Origin of the sequence: Streptacidiphilus sp. ASG 303 (assembly GCF_020991365.1) — a bacterium.
In the GTDB taxonomy this organism is placed as follows: Bacteria; Actinomycetota; Actinomycetes; order Streptomycetales; family Streptomycetaceae; genus Peterkaempfera.
The window spans coordinates 139,189-157,114 of the sequence record NZ_JAJLRA010000012.1 but is presented as its reverse complement, the minus strand read 5'-3'; the positions used below and the strand labels follow the sequence as shown (position 1 = coordinate 157,114).

Annotated in this window: 17 protein-coding genes; 10 read left to right on the top strand and 7 right to left on the bottom strand. The window is 75.5% G+C overall.

Going from position 1 to position 17,926, the window contains the following annotated elements; translation table 11 throughout:
• Positions 1-442 precede the first annotated feature (442 nt).
• Positions 443-1,096 (top strand): HemK2/MTQ2 family protein methyltransferase, encoded by a 654-nt coding sequence (locus tag LO771_RS17540; protein ID WP_230653472.1) that lies wholly within the window; start codon positions 443-445, stop codon positions 1,094-1,096.
• Positions 1,080-1,583 (top strand): CDGSH iron-sulfur domain-containing protein, encoded by a 504-nt coding sequence (locus LO771_RS31660; protein WP_374228188.1) that lies wholly within the window; start codon positions 1,080-1,082, stop codon positions 1,581-1,583. The genes LO771_RS17540 and LO771_RS31660 overlap by 17 nt, the downstream gene beginning before the upstream one ends.
• Here LO771_RS31660 and LO771_RS17530 read toward each other — a convergent pair.
• Positions 1,512-2,564, bottom strand: coding sequence for an iron-containing redox enzyme family protein (locus LO771_RS17530; protein ID WP_230653470.1), 1,053 nt, complete (start codon positions 2,562-2,564; stop codon positions 1,512-1,514). The two genes, LO771_RS31660 and LO771_RS17530, sit on opposite strands and share 72 nt — an antisense overlap.
• Before the next feature lie 124 nt (positions 2,565-2,688).
• Between LO771_RS17530 and LO771_RS17525 the strand changes: the two genes are divergently transcribed.
• The 4 genes from LO771_RS17525 to LO771_RS17510 all read left to right on the top strand — a co-directional run bounded on the left by LO771_RS17525 (position 2,689) and on the right by LO771_RS17510 (position 5,708).
• Entirely contained in the window at positions 2,689-3,996 is a 1,308-nt protein-coding gene (locus tag LO771_RS17525) for a PP2C family protein-serine/threonine phosphatase (protein ID WP_230653468.1), read from the top strand.
• Between the two features lie 260 nt (positions 3,997-4,256).
• A complete protein-coding gene (locus LO771_RS17520; RefSeq protein ID WP_230653466.1) occupies positions 4,257-4,601 on the top strand; it encodes a plasmid stabilization protein in 345 nt (114 codons plus the stop codon).
• 393 nt (positions 4,602-4,994) lie between these two features.
• Positions 4,995-5,366: an SgcJ/EcaC family oxidoreductase gene (locus LO771_RS17515; protein WP_230653464.1), complete on the top strand. Its 372-nt coding sequence runs from the start codon at positions 4,995-4,997 to the stop codon at positions 5,364-5,366.
• A gap of 30 nt (positions 5,367-5,396) precedes the next feature.
• Positions 5,397-5,708, top strand: a complete 312-nt coding sequence (locus LO771_RS17510) for a muconolactone Delta-isomerase family protein (protein WP_230653463.1) — start codon at positions 5,397-5,399, stop codon at positions 5,706-5,708.
• A 55-nt stretch (positions 5,709-5,763) separates the two neighbouring features.
• Here LO771_RS17510 and LO771_RS17505 read toward each other — a convergent pair whose 3' ends face one another.
• Positions 5,764-6,210 carry a VOC family protein gene (locus LO771_RS17505; protein WP_230653462.1) on the bottom strand — a complete coding sequence of 149 codons (447 nt, stop codon included), beginning with the start codon at positions 6,208-6,210 and terminating at the stop codon, positions 5,764-5,766.
• A gap of 567 nt (positions 6,211-6,777) precedes the next feature.
• Between LO771_RS17505 and LO771_RS17500 the strand changes: the two genes are divergently transcribed.
• The 3 genes from LO771_RS17500 (at position 6,778) to LO771_RS17490 (ending at position 10,683) form a co-directional block, all read left to right on the top strand.
• Positions 6,778-7,359: a TetR/AcrR family transcriptional regulator gene (locus LO771_RS17500; RefSeq protein ID WP_230653460.1), complete on the top strand. Its 582-nt coding sequence runs from the start codon at positions 6,778-6,780 to the stop codon at positions 7,357-7,359.
• Between the two features lie 832 nt (positions 7,360-8,191).
• Positions 8,192-9,934 (top strand): MOSC and FAD-binding oxidoreductase domain-containing protein, encoded by a 1,743-nt coding sequence (locus tag LO771_RS17495; protein ID WP_230653458.1) that lies wholly within the window; start codon positions 8,192-8,194, stop codon positions 9,932-9,934.
• A 161-nt stretch (positions 9,935-10,095) separates the two neighbouring features.
• Positions 10,096-10,683, top strand: coding sequence for a TetR/AcrR family transcriptional regulator (locus tag LO771_RS17490; protein WP_230653456.1), 588 nt, complete (start codon positions 10,096-10,098; stop codon positions 10,681-10,683).
• A gap of 180 nt (positions 10,684-10,863) precedes the next feature.
• Here the strand turns inward: LO771_RS17490 and LO771_RS17485 are convergent, their stop codons facing one another.
• The 3 genes from LO771_RS17485 to LO771_RS17475 form a co-directional block, all read right to left on the bottom strand.
• A complete protein-coding gene (locus LO771_RS17485) occupies positions 10,864-11,613 on the bottom strand; it encodes a glucose 1-dehydrogenase (RefSeq protein WP_230653454.1) in 750 nt (249 codons plus the stop codon).
• Positions 11,614-11,745: 132 nt separating this feature from the next.
• On the bottom strand, positions 11,746-12,738 hold the full coding sequence (locus tag LO771_RS17480) for a TDT family transporter (RefSeq protein ID WP_230653452.1): 993 nt from the start codon (positions 12,736-12,738) through the stop codon (positions 11,746-11,748).
• 599 nt (positions 12,739-13,337) lie between these two features.
• Positions 13,338-14,327: an alpha/beta hydrolase gene (locus LO771_RS17475; RefSeq protein ID WP_230653450.1), complete on the bottom strand. Its 990-nt coding sequence runs from the start codon at positions 14,325-14,327 to the stop codon at positions 13,338-13,340.
• 517 nt (positions 14,328-14,844) lie between these two features.
• Here LO771_RS17475 and LO771_RS17470 point away from each other — a divergent pair.
• Positions 14,845-15,255 carry a DUF302 domain-containing protein gene (locus tag LO771_RS17470; protein WP_230653448.1) on the top strand — a complete coding sequence of 137 codons (411 nt, stop codon included), beginning with the start codon at positions 14,845-14,847 and terminating at the stop codon, positions 15,253-15,255.
• 378 nt (positions 15,256-15,633) lie between these two features.
• On the opposite strand, the gene LO771_RS17465 is transcribed toward LO771_RS17470, so the two are convergent.
• Both LO771_RS17465 and LO771_RS17460 read right to left on the bottom strand, forming a co-directional pair.
• Complete coding sequence (locus LO771_RS17465) at positions 15,634-16,383, bottom strand: glucose 1-dehydrogenase (RefSeq protein WP_230653446.1); 750 nt, start codon at positions 16,381-16,383, stop codon at positions 15,634-15,636.
• Positions 16,384-16,615: 232 nt separating this feature from the next.
• On the bottom strand, positions 16,616-17,653 hold the full coding sequence (locus LO771_RS17460) for an alpha/beta fold hydrolase (RefSeq protein WP_230653444.1): 1,038 nt from the start codon (positions 17,651-17,653) through the stop codon (positions 16,616-16,618).
• Positions 17,654-17,926 lie beyond the last annotated feature (273 nt).

The window sequence follows — 17,926 nt, the reverse complement described above, 5'->3', positions numbered from 1 at the left end:
TCCGCCGTCCGGCGCGCCGAGGCGGGCCGGACCGTCCTGCAGGGCCGAGGGAGGCGTGGCGAACCGGCCGGAGACCCGACCACCCGGCCGACGGCAGGTCACGGGTTCGGCACGTGGAAATCGCCGTTCCCGCCGATCACGTTGACGATGGGGACGGGGCCGTCGCCGTGGATGTGGTTCTCGGTCCTCGTCGGGTGCTGCCCGTCGCTCTGCACGGGATGCCGGCGTGGCGGGTTCAACCGGTTTCGGCCCGGGGCGGTCGCCGCGCCGACGAGGGGCCGGGCGGCCCTGCCGGGGCCCGTGCTCCCCGGCGGGCGACCGCGGCCACCGGCGGCGACGTGCCGCCGGGCGAGGTTCCCGCAGGACCGCGGCGGTGGCGGCGGCGCCCCCGTCCCGGACGGGCGGAGGGTGTCGGGCCCGGGGGGCGGGGCAGGCGAGGGGCATGTGGCTGTTGCGGCCCCCGGGTGTCTACCGGGCCCAGGCGGACACCGAGCTGCTCGTGGCCTGTGTGCGGCGTGAGGCGCTGCGTGCGGGCACCGAGGTGCTGGACCTCGGGACGGGCACGGGGGCGGTCGCCCTCGCGGCCGCCGCCCACGGGGCCCGGGTGACCGCCGTCGACGTGTCCCGCCGCGCGCTGGCGGCCGCCTGGCTGAACGGCGCGGTGCGGCGGCGCCGGATCCGGGTACGGCACGGCGACCTGACGGGGCCGGTGCGCCACCGCCTGTTCGACCTGGTGGTGTCCAACCCGCCGTACGTGCCCGCGACGGGCACCGCTCCCCCGGCCCGCGGGAGCGCACGGGCCTGGGACGCCGGACCGGACGGGCGGGCGCTGCTCGACCGCATCTGCCGGCTGGCGCCCGCGGTGCTGGCGCCGGGCGGCGTCCTGCTGCTGGTGCACTCCGCGGTGTGCGGGGTCGGCGCCACGTGCCGGGCCCTGGAGCGGGCCGGGCTCGCCGTCGAGGTGGCCGCCCGCCGGGCCGAGCCCTTCGGCCCGGTGATGACCGGACGGGCGGCCTGGCTGGAGGACCGGGGGCTGGTGGCGCCCGGCGAGCGGCACGAGGAGCTGGTGGTGGTCCGCGGTGTCCGGACCGGATAGGCCGGACAGGGTCGAGGCCGCCCGGGGCGGGCCGGACGGTCCGGGCGGGTCGGGCGGTCCGGACGGGCCGGACGGGCCGGACGGGCCGGACGACTCAGGTGGTCCGGGCGCGTCGGACGCGCCGGGCGGCGGTCGCCCTGCCGGGCGCCGGGCGGACCGGGCCGCGGTGCGGGTGACCCTGCCGGACGGGATCGGCCCGGCCCTGGTGGAGGGTCCGGTGGAGGTGGTGCTGCCCGACGGCTCGGTGCGGGAGAGCGGGCGTCCCGTCGTGGCGCTGTGCCTGTGCCGCCGCAGCAGGCGCTACCCGTTCTGCGACACCAGCCACCGCCGCCGCTCGCTCCCTCCGGCGGAGGGCCGGGGGGAGCGCGGCGCGGTCCCCATGGACGGGGACGGCGGGACGTCGGGCGGGGACGGGTCAGGCGGGGACGGAGGGGTGCCGGGCGGGGACGCCGGGGGCGGGGACGGTGTCGAGGGGCGCGCGCAGTGAGGTGCGGCCCTGCTCCCAGCAGTCGAGGAGGTGGCGGGCGAGCCGGCCGTCGACCAGGTCGGCCGCGGCGAGCCCGAGGGCGACGTCGTCCTCCAGTCCCGGCTCGTCCGCGAGCAGCGCCTCCACCACGCCGTGGCGCACGAGCTGCTCGTGCACGGCGTCGGCCTCGACGTGCTCCCGGTAGAAGCCGGTGCCCGCGGGTCCGGCGCCCAGCCGCTCCAGGGCGGCGGCGAGCCGCGCCGACCCGGGCGAGGAGGTGATCTCCGCGTGGGCGAACTGGCCCACCAGGGCGCCGCGGTGCGCCCGGTGCAGGGCGAACAGCGACATGAGATTGACCACCGCCAGGGCCGGCGCGGGGGCGAGGTCCAGGTAGCGGCCGTAGGACGGGTCCAGGCCCAGGTCCTCCATCATCGCCGCGAACAGCCGGGCGTGGACGCGCTCGGGGCGGCCCCCGCCGTACTCGTCGTACTCGACGCCCACCAGGACCGCCTGCGCGGCGCCGTGCAGGCGGGGGATCGCCCATGCCTGGGGGTCCCCCTCCTTGAGGTGGTAGAGGGATCGGTGCACCAGGTACTCGCGCGCCTGCCACCGCTCGCCGCCGCGCAGCAGGTGGTGGGAGGGCCCGCCGCCGTCGGCGGGTTCGACCAGCAGCTCGCGCAGCTGCCGCTCCAGCGGCGGGACCGGCGCCACGGCGGTGCGGACCGCCGCGAGGAAGGCCTCCTCCAGGCGGCGGCGGAACGCCAGGAGCCCCGGGTCCCACTCCCAGGACGCGTCCACGCCGGCGAAGCCGCGGTAGTGCAGCTCGTAGCAGGTGTACAGGGCCAGCTGGCAGTCCTCGCCCCAGGGGTCCCCCACCGGGGCGGCGGGGAGCGGGGCCGGACCGGGCGGCGGGCCGGCCGCGAGCGCGGCGGCCAGGGCCTCGGACAGCGGCCCGCGGGGGGCCGGGAGCGCGGGGCCGGGCCCTGCGGCTGTGACGCCCATGGGAGCGCCTCCTCTCCGGGACGGCGTGCGTGCGTCCTCCTCCGCCTACCCGCCGCCGCGACTGCCGACCCGGCCCGCCGGGCACGGGGTGGCGCTCCCCCGGTGCGGGAGGGAGGGTGGCGGGGTGGACGAGTTCGACCTCGACGTGATGCTCCAGCGGGCACTGGACCGCCTGGCGCTGCTCGCCGAGGCGTCCGAGGTGCTCGTGAGCACCCTGGACGCGGACGAGGGCCTGCGCCGGGTGTGCCGGATCCTGGTCCCGCAGCTGGCGGACTGGTGCAGTGTCGAGCTGCTCGGGGACGACGGCCGGGTGAGGCGCGCCGCCACGGCCCACCGCCGTCCCGCGGCGGCCTCGGCCCGCCTGCGGGAGGGGCCCGTCCCGCCGCCGCCGCCCGACGCCGGCGGCCCGCTGGCCCGGGCCCTGCGCGGCGCGGGCCCCCTGCTGGTCGGCGGCCGGGGCGGCGCGGCCCCGACCCCGGGCGGCTGCACGGGCGGGGCGTGGGAGGGAGAGCTGCTGGGCGCGGAGGAGGCGGCCTCGGCGATCGTGGCGCCGCTGCGCGCGCGGCGCCGGGTGCTGGGCGCCCTCACGGTGGCCCGCACCGCCGGGGGGCCGGTCCTCGGAGCGGACGAGGCGGCGCTCGTGGAGGACCTGGCGCACCGGATCGCCCTGGCCGTGGACAACGCCCGGCTGCACGCCGAGGTGCAGCGCACCGCCGAGCAGTTCCAGCACGCGCTGCTGCCCGGCCTGCCCGACGTGGCCCCCGTGGAACTGGCCGCCCGCTACCGCCCGGCCCGGGTGGGGGCGGCGGAGGTGGGCGGTGACTGGTACGACGCGTTCCGGCTGCCCGGGGACGGCACCGCACTCATCATCGGCGACGTGACCGGGCACGACGTGCGGGCCGCGGTCGCGATGAGCCAGCTGCGGAACATGCTGCGCGGCATCGCCTGCGACCGCACCGAGCCCCCGGGGATGATCCTGCGCCGGCTGGACCTCGCCCACCACGCCCTGTCGGACACGACGGCCACCTGCCTGTACGGCATCCTGCGCCCGCTGCCGGACGGCAGGTGGCAGCTGTCCCACGCGAGCGCCGGCCACCCGCCGCCGCTGCTGGCCACCGGCCGGGGCGACACCTGCTACCTCGACGAGGGGCGCGGGCTGATGCTGGGCGTCGACCCGCACGGCGCCCGGCCGAGCGCCACCGCGGTGCTGACCGCGGGCTGCACCCTGCTGCTCTACACCGACGGACTCGTCGAGCGCCGCGGCGAGGACCTGGAGACCGGCTTCACCCGGCTGCGCCACCACACGGCGGCCCTCGCCCGCCGCCCGCTGGCGGAGCTGTGCGACGAGCTTCTCGCGGGGCTCCTCGGCGACCACCACCCCGACGACACCGCGCTGCTCGCCCTGCGGCTGCCGCCCGCGACGCAGGGGTGAGCGCCGCAGGGATGAGGGGTGCAGGGGTGAGCACCGGGACGGGCCCTCGGACGCCCCGTCGGCGCCCGACGCCCGACGCCCGACGCCCGACGCCCGACGCCCGGCGCCCGGCACCGCCGCGACGCCCGCGACGACGGCCGGACCGGGCCGTCCTCGGACCAGGGGCCCGGTCCGGCCGGGAGGCGCACGGCCCCGTGTCCCGCCGGGGGCGGCGGGTAGGCGCGGGGCGGACACCGCGAGCTTCCGAGGAGGTCGTCGACATGCCCAGGGGTTCGAGCCCGAAGCGCGAACGGCAGTACGAGCACATCAAGGAGAGCGCGCGGCAGCGCGGCGAGGGCGAGAAGCGGGCCGAGGAGATCGCCGCCCGCACGGTGAACAAGGAGCGCGCCCGCTCCGGCGAGGCCCGCACCGCGAGCGGCTCCTCGCTGCGCGGCCCCTCCCCCTCCCGGCTCGGCGGACAGCGGTCCCACGGCGGAGGCGGCGGATCCCACGGAGGGTCCGGCGGCCCCACGAAGGAGCAGCTGTACGCGGAGGCGCGCAAGCGCGACATCAAGGGCCGCTCGACCATGACCAAGGACGAGCTGCGGCACGCCCTGAACAGGTGACCGGGCGGCCGCGCGGGTGCCGGTCCCGCCCGGTCCGGGCGGGCGGGCGGCGCCCCGGTCTCCGGCTGCTGCGGGTTCCACCCGGAGGCACCGGCCCCCTCCGGCACCCGGACGGCCGCACCGGCCCGCCGGCCTCGCCGGCCCGGTGAGGGCGGTGGACGGCAGCCCGACGGCACCCCGCCCGTGGACGCCCGGGGCGCCGGTCCCGTCGGCGGCGCGACCCGCGGCACGACCCGCGACGCCGCCCGCGCCCGGGCCGGGCCCCTAGTGGGGGTCGCGTCCCTCGGGCGGGGCCGTCCGGGCACGGGCCCTCCGGCTCCGCCGAGCGGATCGCGCGGTCAGGCCCCACACTCGCAGGGGGGCGGGACGACCGGGCCGGAAGGCAGGACGCGCATGAACACCCCGGCAGTACGCGAAGGCGTCGTGCGCGACGTCATGGACCGCTGGAAGGCCGCCCTCGACGCCCACGAGCCCGAGCGGATCGCGACGTGCTTCACGCAGGACGCGGTCTTCCAGGGGCTGCACCCCTACACCGTCGGCCGCGAGGGCATCGCCGAGTACTACGCCTCCCAGCCGCCGGGACTGAAGGCGGAGTACCGGATCCTGGAGACCCGGCAGGTGGCGGAGGACGCCGTGCTCGCCTACCTGGGCATCGACTTCTCGTTCACCGACCGGGCGACGCTGGACGTGTGGCTCGGCGTGCTGCTCGTGCGCACACCGTCCGGCTGGGCCATCGGCCACTACCAGGTCTCCAGGCTCGACTGACGATCGGCAGCGACACCCGAGGAGAGAGCCATGAGGGAGTTCCTGGTCGAACTGATGACCGCGTTCCCCGACGGCATGGACCAGGCCGAGATCGACCGGCTGCGCGCGGCCGAGGCCGTCCGCGCCGGGGAGCTCACCGCCGCCGGCCACCTGGTGCGGCTGTGGCGCCCGGTCGGCGAGATGCGCAGCATCGGCCTGTGGCGCGCGGCGGACGAGGCGGAACTGCACGAGAAGGTGCTGGGCACGCTCCCGCTGCACCCGTTCATGACCGCCCACGTGACCGCCGTGGCGTCCCACCCCAACGACCCGGGCGGCCCGGGCAAGGCCGGGCCGGAGTCCTGACCCGGGCCGCCGGCGGCCGCCCGGCACCGCCGCCCGCGGCGGTGCCGGGCAGGGCTCAGCGCCCGGGCAGGCGGGTGGTGATCTCCTGCAGCACCCAGCCGTTGCCGTACGGGTCCTCGAACGAGGCGAACGAGGCGTAGCTGCCGCGCTGAGGGTCGGGCCCGGGCACGCGGGCCTCGGTGCCGGCGTGGTGGAAGAACCCGCCCGCGTCGTGGAAGACCTCGCTGATGCCGACCCCGCGTCCGGCCAGCTCCTCGCGGGCGGCCACGATGTCGTCGACGACCAGGTGGAGGCCCTGCGCGCTTCCGGGGTCGGCGGTGGTGACGCGTCCCCCGAACAGGATGGAGCAGGGCGACCCCGGAGGAGTGACGTGCACGACCCGGAAGCCGTCGTCGCCGGAGTGGTCGACGTCGGTCCTCCAGCCCAGCGTCGTCTCGTAGAAGTCCTTGGCCCGGTCGACGTCCGCGACGGGCAGCACGACGACCTCGATCTTCATGTCCATGACTGTCTCACTTCTCCGATGTCGGCGTGACTGCTCGTCGTCGGTGGGCAGCCCGGTGCGGACAGGCCCCGTCGTCGTGCGCACAGGGGGCACCCGGCCACCGGGGGCCGGTCGGCACGGACGGGTACGGCTGCCCGGGCCACCCGGGAGGGGAGGCCGACGACTCCCGCCGGGATGTCCGACCGGTCGGCACCATCAGTCTTGCATCGCCGCATTCCGCCGCAACCCAGGACGGACCGGCCCGGCGCCGGGTGCTCCGGCCGCAGGCCCCTGACCGCCCGCGTCCACGGGCGGAGCGCTTCCGGTCGCAGGCCGGATCCGCCGGGCGGGGCGGTCCGGCCCTCCCACCGTCGGGGATCCGCACCGAACGCGCCCCGGCGTCCCGGGCCGACCGCCCTGCGGGCCGTGCCGGGTCTGCGGCCGGGCCGTCGGTCCCGGCCGGCGGGAACCGCTCCACGCCCTGGTGGCCCCGCGCCGGACGAGCGCCGTACCCTGACGACCGGAATCAGTTCCGGTCCGAGGTGCACGGAACCGGTCGGCGGACGGAGCGGCGGGAGGGGACCGGCCTTGGCGGGCACGACGGCGGGCACGGAGCCGCGGCGGCTGCGCGCGGACGCGCAGCGGAACGAGGACCGGCTGCTGGAGGCGGCGGCGGCGGTGTTCGCCCGAGACGGGGCCGGCGCCTCGGTGAAGGACGTCGCCCGCGAGGCCGGCGTCGGGGTCGGCACGCTCTACCGCCGGTTCCCCTCCAAGGAACTGCTCGTCGAGGCCACCTACCGCCACGAGGTGGAGCGCCTGTGCCGGGCTGCGCCCGAACTCGCCGCGTCCCTGCCGCCCGTCGAGGCCCTGCGGACCTGGATGGAGCGGTTCGTGGTCTTCATGGCCGCCAAGCAGGGGATGGCCGACGCCCTGCGCGTGGTGCTCACCGACGACAGCCGGCGGTTGCACACCCGCGCCCTCCTGGCCGAGGCGATCGACCACCTGCTCGCCGCCGGGGCGCCGCAGGGCGTGTTCCGCTCCGGGACCGGCGCCCACGACGTCCTGATGGCACTGGGCGGCATCTGCCTCATCACCGACCACGACCAGCGGCCCGAACTCGCCCACCGCCTGATCGGCCTGATGCTCCACGGCGTGGTGGCCGGAACCTGAGCCCGCCCGTGGCGCACGGACAACCGTGGACAGGGCCGCTCGGGCAGGACCGCCCGACCGGGTACGCGCGGAGCGGGCCTGCACGGGTGCCGTTCCCCGGCGGCCGGGTGGGCGGCGACGGACGGCCCGACCGCCCGGGGGGTGAGGGGCGGAGCCCGCCCTCCCTGTCGGCCGTCCCGGAACCGCAGGTCACAGCCGCCGTCCCGACCCTCCGGCAGAGCCGGAGCGGTTCCCTGCCCCCGATGGCCCTCCCCCGGGGACGGGTGTAGCGTTCGATTCGAGCACGGCGTGCGATCCCTCCCGCTCGCCCTCCGGGCTGTGGGCGGAGGAGTCATCCGGCCCTTCGACGGCATGTCCGGCCCTGCCGCCGACTCCGGCGGTCGGCTCACCACGGTCGGGCCTCGTCCGGGACCAGGGTGCCCCCTGCGCCCCGCCGCACGGCCGCCGTCGACGGTCGACGGGCTCTCCTCCGCGATGCGGGTTCCGCCGGGGCCCCGTTCATCCTGCTGCCGCACCGCCCTCCGGGCGGCTCCCGGGCATCCCTCCTCCTCCCTCCACCCTCCTCCCTCTCACGATCGGCCGCCCGCCAGGACCTCGCGACCGACCCGGTCACGTCAGCCGCGAGCGGTGCCCCACCCCCGGGGCCGACGAGCCCGGCGGCGCCCTCGGCGGCGGCGCCGGGACCACCGCCGAACGGGTCGGCGGCCTGAGCGGGGAGTGCTTCTCGACCCACGTCCGCAACTACGGCGCCCCCGCCGGCCGACGGCCGGAGTCCGGGACCGGAAAGGAGGTCGGCACAGTGGTCGCGACCTTGATCGCAGTCAATGTCGGAATGCCCCAGGACGTTCCGTGGCACGGAAAGACGGTGCACACGGGGATCTACAAGCAGACCGTGTCCGGGCCCCGGACGGTGAGGCGGCTCAACATCGACGGGGACGGCCAGGGCGACCTGGGCGGGCACGGCGGGGAGCAGCGGGCCGTACTGGTCTACCAGCTGGACTCCTACCGGTTCTGGGCGGACCAGCTGGGGCGCGACGACCTGGAGCCGGGGAACTTCGGCGAGAACTTCACGGTGGACGGGCTCCCGGACGACGAGGTGTGCATCGGCGACCGGTACCGGATCGGCAGTGCGCTGTTCGAGGTCACGCAACCGCGGGTCACGTGCTACCGGGTGGGCCTGCGCATGGGTGAGCCCCGGATGGCGGCCCTGCTGGTCTCCCACCGCCGACCGGGTTTCTACCTGCGGGTCATCGAGGAGGGCGAGGTGGAGGCCGGGCAGGAGATCATCAAGGTCTCCGGCGGCCCGGAGGCGATGACCGTCGAGGAGATCGACGGAGTCCTCTACCTCCCGGGGCACACCCGCGCCCAGGTGGAGCGGGCCCTGCGCATACCGGCGCTGAGCCCGGGCTGGCAGGGGTCCATGCGCACCCTCCTGGAGCAGGCCGACGCCGCCCCGGGGACGTCCTCGGGCAGCGCCGGCCTCACGGCGGCGGCCGGCGCCCCGCCGCCCGCGTGGCCCGGCTTCCGCCCCCTGGTCGTCACGGACATCCGGCCCGAGAGCCGGAGCGTCTTCTCGGTGTTCCTGGCCTCGGCCGACGGTGCCGCGCTGCCGTCCGCCCTGCCCGGCCAGTTCCTCACCGTGAAGGTGCGGCGCGAGGGGGGCGCACCTGCGCTGATCCGCAGCTACTCCCTGTCCGGCGAACCCGGGACGGGTGTGTACCGGATCAGCGTGAAGGTCGAACCGCACGGTGTCGCCAGCAACCACCTGCGCACCCACCTCAGGGTCGGTGACAGCCTCGACGTCGCGGCACCCCGCGGCACCTTCCGCCTGACCGAGGGCGGGACCCCCGTGGTGCTGCTGTCGGCCGGAGTGGGGGTGACCCCCGTCCTGGCCATGCTGCACGCCCTCGCCCGCAGCCGCTCCGGCCGCCAGGTGTGGTGGCTGCACGTGGCCCGCAACGGCGCCGAGCACCCCTTCGCCCAGGAGGTCCACGACCTCGTCGCGAGCCTCGCCGACGCCCGGTCGTACGTCTACTACAGCAGACCGGACGCCGAGGACAGCCAGGGGAGCGACTACACCGAGGCCGGCCGCCTCTCGGCCGACCGGATCCTCGGCCTGGGACTCCCGGCCGACGCCGACGCCTACGTCTGCGGACCGGCGCCCTTCATGCAGAGCGCCAGTGCCGCGCTCGTCAGGGCCGGCCTGGAGGCGTCCCGCGTGCACGGCGAGATCTTCAACGCCGGCCCGTCGCTCACGCCGGGGATCAGCGGCGCAGCGGCCGCGCGCGCCCCTCACCAGCCCCCGGGGCCCCCCGGCACCGGGCCTTCCGTCTCGTTCGCCCGCAGCGGCCTCACCGTCCCCTGGGACGACGGCCGGGACTCGCTCCTGGAACTGGCCGAGGCGTGCGACGTGCCGGTCCAGTGGTCGTGCCGCACCGGTGTCTGCCACACCTGCGAACTCGCGCTGATGTCCGGTTCGGTCGACTACGCGCCGGACCCGGTCGAACCGCCCGCCGAGGGCAACATCCTCATCTGCTGCTCCAAGCCCAAGGAGGACCTGGTCGTGGACCTCTAGACGGCGTCCTGACGGGCGGCGGTCCGCCGGCCCCGCGCGCCGACCCCCGCGGCGGGACCCGTCCCCTGCCGGTCCGGCCGGCCGCCGGGCTGCCCGGTAGGCCGCGGTCGCCCCCGACGCGCAATCTTGACCGTAAAGTCAAGAATTGGTATCCTGCGGGAATGGCACGACCCCGCAACTTCGACGAGCGACAGGTCCTCGGTTCCGTGCGCGAGCAGTTCTGGGACCGGGGGTACACCGCCACATCCGTCAGCGACCTCATGGAGGTCACCGGCCTCGGCAAGGGGAGCCTCTACGGCGCGTTCGGGGACAAGAGACAGCTCTTCCTCCGGACCCTCGACGAGTACCGGGCCGAGCAGTTCGACGCCGTCCGGGGGGCGCTGGAGGGACCGGGCACGGCGCTGGAGCGCCTGACCGGCCTCCTCGAAGGCGTATCGGACGGCTACCGCAACGACGCGCAGCGCCGCGGCTGCCTGCTGGCCAACAGCACCTCGGAACTGCACGGCCAGGACCCCGACGTCGTCTCCAGGGCCAGGTCGACCTACCAGGCCGTCGAGGACCTCCTGGTGGCATGCGTCGAGGAAGCCCAGCGGGACGGCGACCTCGACCGGGGGACCGAGGCGCGGGAGCTCGGCCGCCTGCTGCTGTCGGTCCTGCAGGGCATCGAGTTCCTCGCCAAGACCGGCATGGACGGCGCCGCGCTGAAGAGGATCGGGAACACCGTCCTCGCCCTCCTGCCGCGCACCTGAGGCGCCCCGTCCCCGAGGCGCACCCGCCCGCACCCGGACAGCCGGGACGCACGCCTGAACGGCGGGCCCCTGACGTCCTCCCCCGGCCCGGACCCGGCCCGGCGGGCCAGGACCCGGCCCGGCGGTGGGCCGAGTGCGGGCGGGAGCGGCCCTCCCGCGCCCGGCCGTACCGCCGAGCGGTCAGACCTGGTTGATGCCGCCGTCGACGAAGAGCTCGATGCCGGTGACGAAGCTGCTCTGGTCCGAGGCCAGGAAGAGCGCCGCCGCGGCGACCTCCTCGGGGCGGCCCATGCGGCCGAGCGGGATCTGGCTCGCGAAGCCGCCCTTGAGCTCGGCGGCCTGCGCGGCGTCGGGCGCCAGGCCCTCGATGCCGGGGGTCTCGATCGGGCCGGGGACGAGGGTGTTGACCCGGATGGCGCGGCCGCGGAGCTCGTTGGCCCAGGTGCGGGCGAAGGACCGCACCGCCGCCTTGGAGGCCGCGTACACGCCGAAGGCCTCGGTGCCGGTGGAACCGGCGGTGGAGCCGGTGAGGATCACCGAGGCGCCGTCGTTCAGCAGCGGCAGCGCCTTCTGCACGGTGAAGAGCATGCCGCGGACGTTGGTGCCGAAGGTCTCGTCGAAGTGCTTCTCGGTGACCTGCTCCAGGGTGGAGAACTCGCCGCCGCCCGCGTTGGCGAAGAGCACGTCGATGCGGCGCCCCTGCCCCTCGACGGCCTCGTAGAGCCGGTCGAGGTCGGCCAGGTTCGCCACGTCGCCCCGGACGCCGGTGGCACGCGGACCGATCTGCGCGACGGCGGCGTCCAGCGCCTCCTGGCGGCGGCCGGTGACGAACACGTGCGCGCCCTCGGCGGCGAAGCGCCGGGCGGTGGCCAGGCCGATGCCGCTGGTACCGCCGGTGACCACGGCGGTCCTGTCCTCGAGCTGTCCCATGATGTGACTCCTGATCGTGGTGACCGATTCGCCGTCGCGGCGATGGTGCGGTCGGTGGTCTCGGCGGTTCTCCGCTCGGACGGGTGTCGCGGGCGGGTGCGGGGCGGCGGTCGCTGGTCTATCCGGCGCCGGTCATCGCCTGCGGAGGTCTCCGGTCGGATCCGCCGGCTGCGGGAGGGCGGCCGGCGCGGGGAGCAGTTGGCGCCGGGCTGCGGCCATGAGGGTCCGGGCGGCGATGGCCCCGACGAGCACCGTCGCCGCGGCCAGGACGAGGGGGGCGAGGACGGACGCTCCGGCGGGGCGGCCGTTGTGGATCCAGTGCAGCCCGGTGGTCGCGACCGACGTCCAGGAGAAGGCGAACGCCCAGAAGGCGGGCGAGAAGCGGAGGCGCAGGAACAGGGGCAGAAGGCGCAGCTGGGAGAAGATCATCAGGAGGCAGTAGCCGGCGAGCACGGCGGAGAGCCGGTCGGTGCGGTCCGCGTTGAGGGCGAAACAGGCGATGCTGGCCATGGAGGCGGGCACGATCTCGATCGCCAGTGTCGGCTCCAGCGGGGAGGGCAAAGGAGGCCGGAAGAAGAGCCGCGCCAGGATCATCGAGCCCATGACGAGCCACGAGACGATGCCCAGGCCGAACATCGCCTCGGCCAGTCGCTGCTGTCCCACCAGCGCCGCACTGAGCGCGGCCACGAGGCCGCCGCCGACGGTGGGCAGGAAGTACCCCGGATGAAGCTGGTCCAGTGCGAGCGGGCCGTAGATCCACTGTCCGGTGTACCAGCCGCCCACCAGCACGGTCAGGACGAGGAAGACGTCCACGACGACCCGGCCGGCGTCCGGCGCGAACGGGGCGATGCCCTGCGCGGCGAGGAGCATCGGCGTGATGACGACGAGCGAGCCGAACGGACCTGCGACGCCGTCGAGCATGTCGGCTCTGAACGCCCCCCGGACCGACAGGGCATACCTCGCGTACGATGCGGTCGTCACGCACCAGACGGCGGCTGCGACGGCGATCAGGGCACGGCCCACCCATACGGGAGCGTAGCCCTCGTGGGCCGCTGTCAACCACGAACCCGCCAGGCCCGCCAGGCCGAGGGGAATTCCGAAGAAATTGAGGGGAACGCGCGGCACCGCCACTCGGCTGCCTCCGGTTCGGACATCCGCCCTGGGTTCGCAGACGCGCGGGGGCCCCGCTGCTGCGGTCCGGGCGCTCGACGGGGTCGGCGCACCGACCTCGCCCGGGCTTCCACCGTGTGATGGTCGACCGGGTGACGGGTCGGCGGGTGGCACGGACGGCCCGTGCGGTCACGGGCACGATCGGCCACCGCGGACAGGCCGCCTTGCACAGGCACCCGCCGCGGAACCCCTTTGATCCCGATCATAGACTTTGAGATGGTTTCGCGCCTTTCCGGCTCCAAGGCGGCGCCGAGCCGAACCCGTCGGGTCCGGTCCGTGGAGTCCGGTCCCGTCCGCCCCGTGCCCCCGGCCCTGTCGCGGTGATCGGGGGCGGGGCCGTCGGCAGGGGCCTGACGTCCGCCCTCCACCGCGCGTGTTCCTGCAGAACGGCCGCACCACTGCGCAGGGCCCGGCGGCTCCGCCGACGCCGGCGGCGCCGGCGGTGCGGCCCGGCGGGCGGACGGGGTCCCGTCACCCGCGCAGGGGGCGCGGAGAAGCCGTTCCCCTGCGGTGCCCGCCGGAACCGGCGGGCACCTTCCGCCCGTCGGGACCGTTCACGTCCGCCTTCGCCGGCGTGCCGCCGCCATCAGGCTCCCGCCGAACGCCACGGCGCCGACGGCCGCACCGGTCAGCAGCCAGGTGCGGGTTCCACCGGTGGCCGCGAGGGTCGAGCCCGCAGAGGTCCCGCCACGCGCGGCCCTCTCGATGAGGCCGGTGACCGCGTCCGGGTGGGACACGGGGGCGACGTGCGAGGAGCGGATCTCGACGGACACCGCGTGGGCACGCCTGGCCATCCACCGCTGGGCCGCCGCGGGGATGTTCCTGTCGTCCGCAGTGATCAGGTCGTACGCGGGAACGGTCCTCCACGCGGCCCCGGTCGCCTTCTGGCCCAGTGCGCCGGAGTCCACGGGCCGCTGGGTGAGCGCCATGACCGACGACACGCGCAGCGGCACGTCGGCCGCGAACTGCTGCGGGTACAGCTCCTGCTTGACGTACACGTCCATGCCCGTCCCGCCCCCCATGCGCGGGTAGGGCAGCGTCGTCACCGTCCGGGCCAGGGTGCTGCCGGGGTACTTCGCCACCAGCTCGGCCGAGCTCTCCCCCTTGTCCGGGAGGAATCCCGCCACGGCGACGACCGCCTCGACGGAACGGTTCCCGAGCGCGGCCTCGTTGACGACCGCGCTGCCGTACGAGTGGCCGACGAGCACGATCGGGCCCTTGATGCCGCGCAGCACGCTCTTCGTGTAGGACGCGTCGTACGAGAGCCCCCGGAGGGGGTTGGCGATGACGACCACCGGATAGCCGTCACGGCGGAGCCTTCCCGCCACCCCGTCCCACGAGGAGGAGTCCACGTTGGTCCCGTGCACGAGGACCACGGTCGGCTTCACCCGGGCCCGCTCCGGAAGAGGAGGAGCGCCGTCCGCGAACGCCGGGGCCGCCGACACTGCGACCACCGCGGCGACCGCCGCTGCGGCGGCCAGGCGTCCTGTTCCGGCGAGGCGGGGGCGTGCCTGCATGTCGTGCCATCCGTTCGGCTTCTTCATGCGCTCATCGTCATGGGGACGAAAGGGATCGGCGTGCCGGACGTGGCGGACGGGTGATCCGACCCGCGGTGCGGGACGGCCGCCGCGGCCGCTGCCGTCGGCGTCCGGGGGCTCCGACGGCGGGTGGCGCGCCGGATGTGCCGGCGGCCGCGGGACGTGCGGCCGGGGGCCGCGGTCGGAGTCGCCGGTGCGACAGGCGCCGATACGATGGAAACGCGGGGACGGATGCGGTTGCGGGAGTGCGTGCTCGGAGGATCGCCACCGGCGGGCCGCTCGTCGGGCCCCGTCGCGGCCCCGGCCTCCGCCCTCGTCGCCGTCCTGCCGGACCGGCGCAGCCGTCGCGCCGTGGGCGGTCCGGGCGGACGGCGGGCCGCCAGGCCTGCTCGGCTCGGCAACCGCGGTGGGACCGTGTCCGTACGGCGCGGGCGGAAGGGCCGGCACACCATCGGAGGGAGCCGGGGGCGGAAGCCCGATGGCGTGGGAGCCCGAGGGCAGAGCGGTTCGGGAGAGGATGCGCATGAGCACGGGAACGAGCGCGGGCGACCCCGAGGGGGTCGTCACGGTGACGAGCCCCTTCTCCGTCGAGGAGACGGTGGAGCGGATCCTGCGGACCGCCGAGGGGGCCGGGATGACGGTCTTCGCGGTCATCGACCACGCGGCAGGCGCCCGGGGGGCGGGTCTGAGGATGAACCCCGCCACCCTGGTCGTCGTCGGCAGCCCGAAAGCGGGCACACCGGCCATGGTCTCCCGCCCGGTGCTCGCCCTGGAGCTCCCCCTGAGGGTGCTGGTGTGGCAGGACGACGGGCAGCAGGTACGGGTGAGCCGTCAGGACACCGGGGGCTGGGCCGACCGGTTCGGCCTGCCCGAGGAACTGCTGGCACCGCTCTCGGGCGGAGCACGACTGGTCGGCACCGCCCTCACCGGCTAGCACTGCCACCTGACGGGCCCTCACCGTGCCGTCCTCCTGGCGCGCACCGTGTCGCGGAGCCGCGTCGACAGAGACGGCGGCACCGGGGCCGTACGGATTCCCGCTGTCGAGCACCGCGTGGGCGGGAGGAGCACCGTTCCGTTCCGGACGCGGTTCTTCTCGCTCCGGGGATCGGTGCTGCGACATCCGGTGCTCGGGATTCCCGCCGGTCCGGATCCATGGCGTGCGTCCCGCCTGCGGCGGTCGTCCCTTTGCACGCGTCTGCCGTCGTGCGTGCGGGGGAAGCCGACAGGCGGACGCAGGCAGTGCGCATGGGCCTTCCCCTGCATGCTTCCGCCCGAGAGCGGGGTGCTCTCGGGCGGAAGGGGACCCGGGTGGTCAGACCTGGTTGATACCGCCGTCGACGTAGAGCTCGATGCCGGTGACGAAGCTGCTCTGGTCCGAGGCCAGGAAGAGCGCCGCCGCGGCGAGCTCCTCCGGGCGGCCCATGCGGCCGAGCGGGACCTGGCTCGCGAACATGCCCTTGAGCTGGGCGGCCTGCGCGGCGTCGGGCGCCAGGCCCTCGATGCCGGGGGTCTCGGTCGGGCCGGGGACGAGGGTGTTGACCCGGATGGCGCGGCCGCGGAGCTCGTTGGCCCAGGTGCGGGCGAAGGACCGCACCGCCGCCTTGGAGGCGGCGTACACGCCGAAGGCCTCGGTGCCGGTGGTCCCGGTGGTGGAGCCGGTGAGGATCACCGAGGCGCCGTCGTTCAGCAGCGGCAGCGCCTTCTGGACGGTGAAGAGCATGCCGCGGACGTTGGTGCCGAAGGTCTCGTCGAAGTGCTTCTCGGTGACCTGCTCCAGGGTGGAGAACTCGCCGCCGCCCGCGTTGGCGAAGAGCACGTCGATGCGGCGCCCCTGCTGCGCGACGGCCTCGTAGAGCCGGTCGAGGTCGGCCGGGTCGGCCACGTCGCCCCGGACGCCGGTGGCGCGCGGACCGATCTGCGCGACGGCGGCGTCCAGCGTCTCCTGGCGGCGGCCGGTGATGAACACCTGCGCGCCCTCGGCGGCGAAGCGCTGTGCGGCGGCCAGGCCGATGCCGCTGGTACCGCCGGTGACCACGGCGGTCCTGTCCTCGAGCTGTCCCATGATGTGGCTCCTGATCGAAACGGGCGAGTGCCCGGGGGATGCGGTGGTTCGTGCGGTTCGCCCGGTGCGGGCGCGGCTTCCTCGTCGCACCCGCACCTGCACGCGCACGGGGCGGGGTGGGTTCTGAGGGATCGGCCGCTCCTGCCGGCCGGACCCCGGACGGGGGCAGGCCGGCGGTGTCACCCTGCGGTGAGAGAGGCGGCTGTCGTGCCGCCGGCGGCCTGCGGGCGCCTTACCTGGCGGGGTAGAACGCGTCGATCTCGTCGATGATGCGCTGCGGCGCCTCCTCGGCCAGCCAGTGACCCGCGCCGGCCACCTCCGCGCCGGTCGCCGCGGGCGTGGTTCCCCGTGCGCCGGAGAGCATCACGTTGAGGAACCCCTGCTCGCTGATCATCCTCACGGGAATCGTCAGCGGCTTCTGCTCCAGACGGTTGTTGTCGAGCTCGTCCTGGTGCCAGTAGCGGTAGAACTCGAACCCTCCGTGGAGCACCTGCGGCCGCGAGTAGGTGCGGATGTACTCCCGGACGGAGCCGGGCGACGGAATGACGTTCGGCGAGTGGGAGAACGTCGGGTAGAAGTAGTTGAAGAACTGCTTCTCGCGGCCGGTCACGAGCTGCTCGGCAAGCGGCGACTGCTGGTTGAACAGGAAGTGGAAGGACACGTTGCTGAAGTCGGCGAAACGCAGGTTCTTGCCCACCAGGGGGAAGTCGATCATGAAGAGGCCGTCGACCTGCGAGCGGTACTTGGCCGCGAGCGGGTAGGCGACGCCGGCGCCGATGTCGTGGGCGACGAGTTCGACGTGGCGCCGCTTGCCGATCCGGTCGAGCAGGTCGTGCACGTAGGTGGCCATGGTCGCGGCGGCGTAGTCGTGCGGCTCGCCGGTCGAGTCGCCGAGGCCGGGCAGGTCGACGGCGATGACCGTCCGTCCGGGAAGGAGCTTCGGCATGATCCCGCGGTACGCGTACCAGTTCTCCGGCCAGCCGTGCAGCAGAACCATGGTCTTGGGGCCGGTGCCGCCGATGACGTAGTGCATCTGGACGCCGTCGACGGTGGTGAAGCAGTGGCGGAACAGCTTGTTGAACGCGACGTCGTGGCGGGTCGCCGAGTCGTACCCCTTGCTCTTCGGCCTCTCCGGTGCCGCACAGGACGGCGCCTGGGACCTGGGGCCGCCCACGCTGGCGGCGGCGCTGGAGAGGTTGGGCAGGATGAGGGCGGCCAAGGCCATGAGGCCGACCAGGGCGCTCAGGAGCCCCTTGCGGTTCTTGTGCACGAAAGTACCTCGGTGTGTGCTGGTGCACCTGACCGCCGGGGCGGGGGTGCGCGTCTGTGGCCCGGGGCAGCGCGACCGGAAGCCGCGCCGCCCTCCGGACGCGGGCGCCCGGCGGGCGCTGCGGTCTCGGTGCGGTACGCCGCCCGGCGGGGCGGCCGTTCGGGCCGGGGCTCCGGCCGCCGGTTGCGGACGGGCCCGGGCAGGACCGGGTCGGCGGGAGGCCGATTGATGGGCGCGGACGCCTCTCCGGCCGGCCGGGGCGGGAGCACCTTT

Bases quoted from the DNA above. Each gene is read 5' to 3' on its own strand.
- LO771_RS17540 (WP_230653472.1), top strand. From the start codon at position 443: ATGTGGCTGTTGCGGCCCCCGGGTGTCTACCGGGCCCAGGCGGACACC.
- LO771_RS17530 (WP_230653470.1), bottom strand. From the start codon at position 2,564: ATGGGCGTCACAGCCGCAGGGCCCGGCCCCGCGCTCCCGGCCCCCCGC.
- LO771_RS17520 (WP_230653466.1), top strand. From the start codon at position 4,257: ATGCCCAGGGGTTCGAGCCCGAAGCGCGAACGGCAGTACGAGCACATC.
- LO771_RS17515 (WP_230653464.1), top strand. From the start codon at position 4,995: ATGAACACCCCGGCAGTACGCGAAGGCGTCGTGCGCGACGTCATGGAC.
- LO771_RS17510 (WP_230653463.1), top strand. From the start codon at position 5,397: ATGAGGGAGTTCCTGGTCGAACTGATGACCGCGTTCCCCGACGGCATG.
- LO771_RS17505 (WP_230653462.1), bottom strand. From the start codon at position 6,210: ATGGACATGAAGATCGAGGTCGTCGTGCTGCCCGTCGCGGACGTCGAC.
- LO771_RS17495 (WP_230653458.1), top strand. From the start codon at position 8,192: ATGCCCCAGGACGTTCCGTGGCACGGAAAGACGGTGCACACGGGGATC.
- LO771_RS17490 (WP_230653456.1), top strand. From the start codon at position 10,096: ATGGCACGACCCCGCAACTTCGACGAGCGACAGGTCCTCGGTTCCGTG.
- LO771_RS17485 (WP_230653454.1), bottom strand. From the start codon at position 11,613: ATGGGACAGCTCGAGGACAGGACCGCCGTGGTCACCGGCGGTACCAGC.
- LO771_RS17475 (WP_230653450.1), bottom strand. From the start codon at position 14,327: ATGAAGAAGCCGAACGGATGGCACGACATGCAGGCACGCCCCCGCCTC.
- LO771_RS17470 (WP_230653448.1), top strand. From the start codon at position 14,845: ATGAGCACGGGAACGAGCGCGGGCGACCCCGAGGGGGTCGTCACGGTG.
- LO771_RS17465 (WP_230653446.1), bottom strand. From the start codon at position 16,383: ATGGGACAGCTCGAGGACAGGACCGCCGTGGTCACCGGCGGTACCAGC.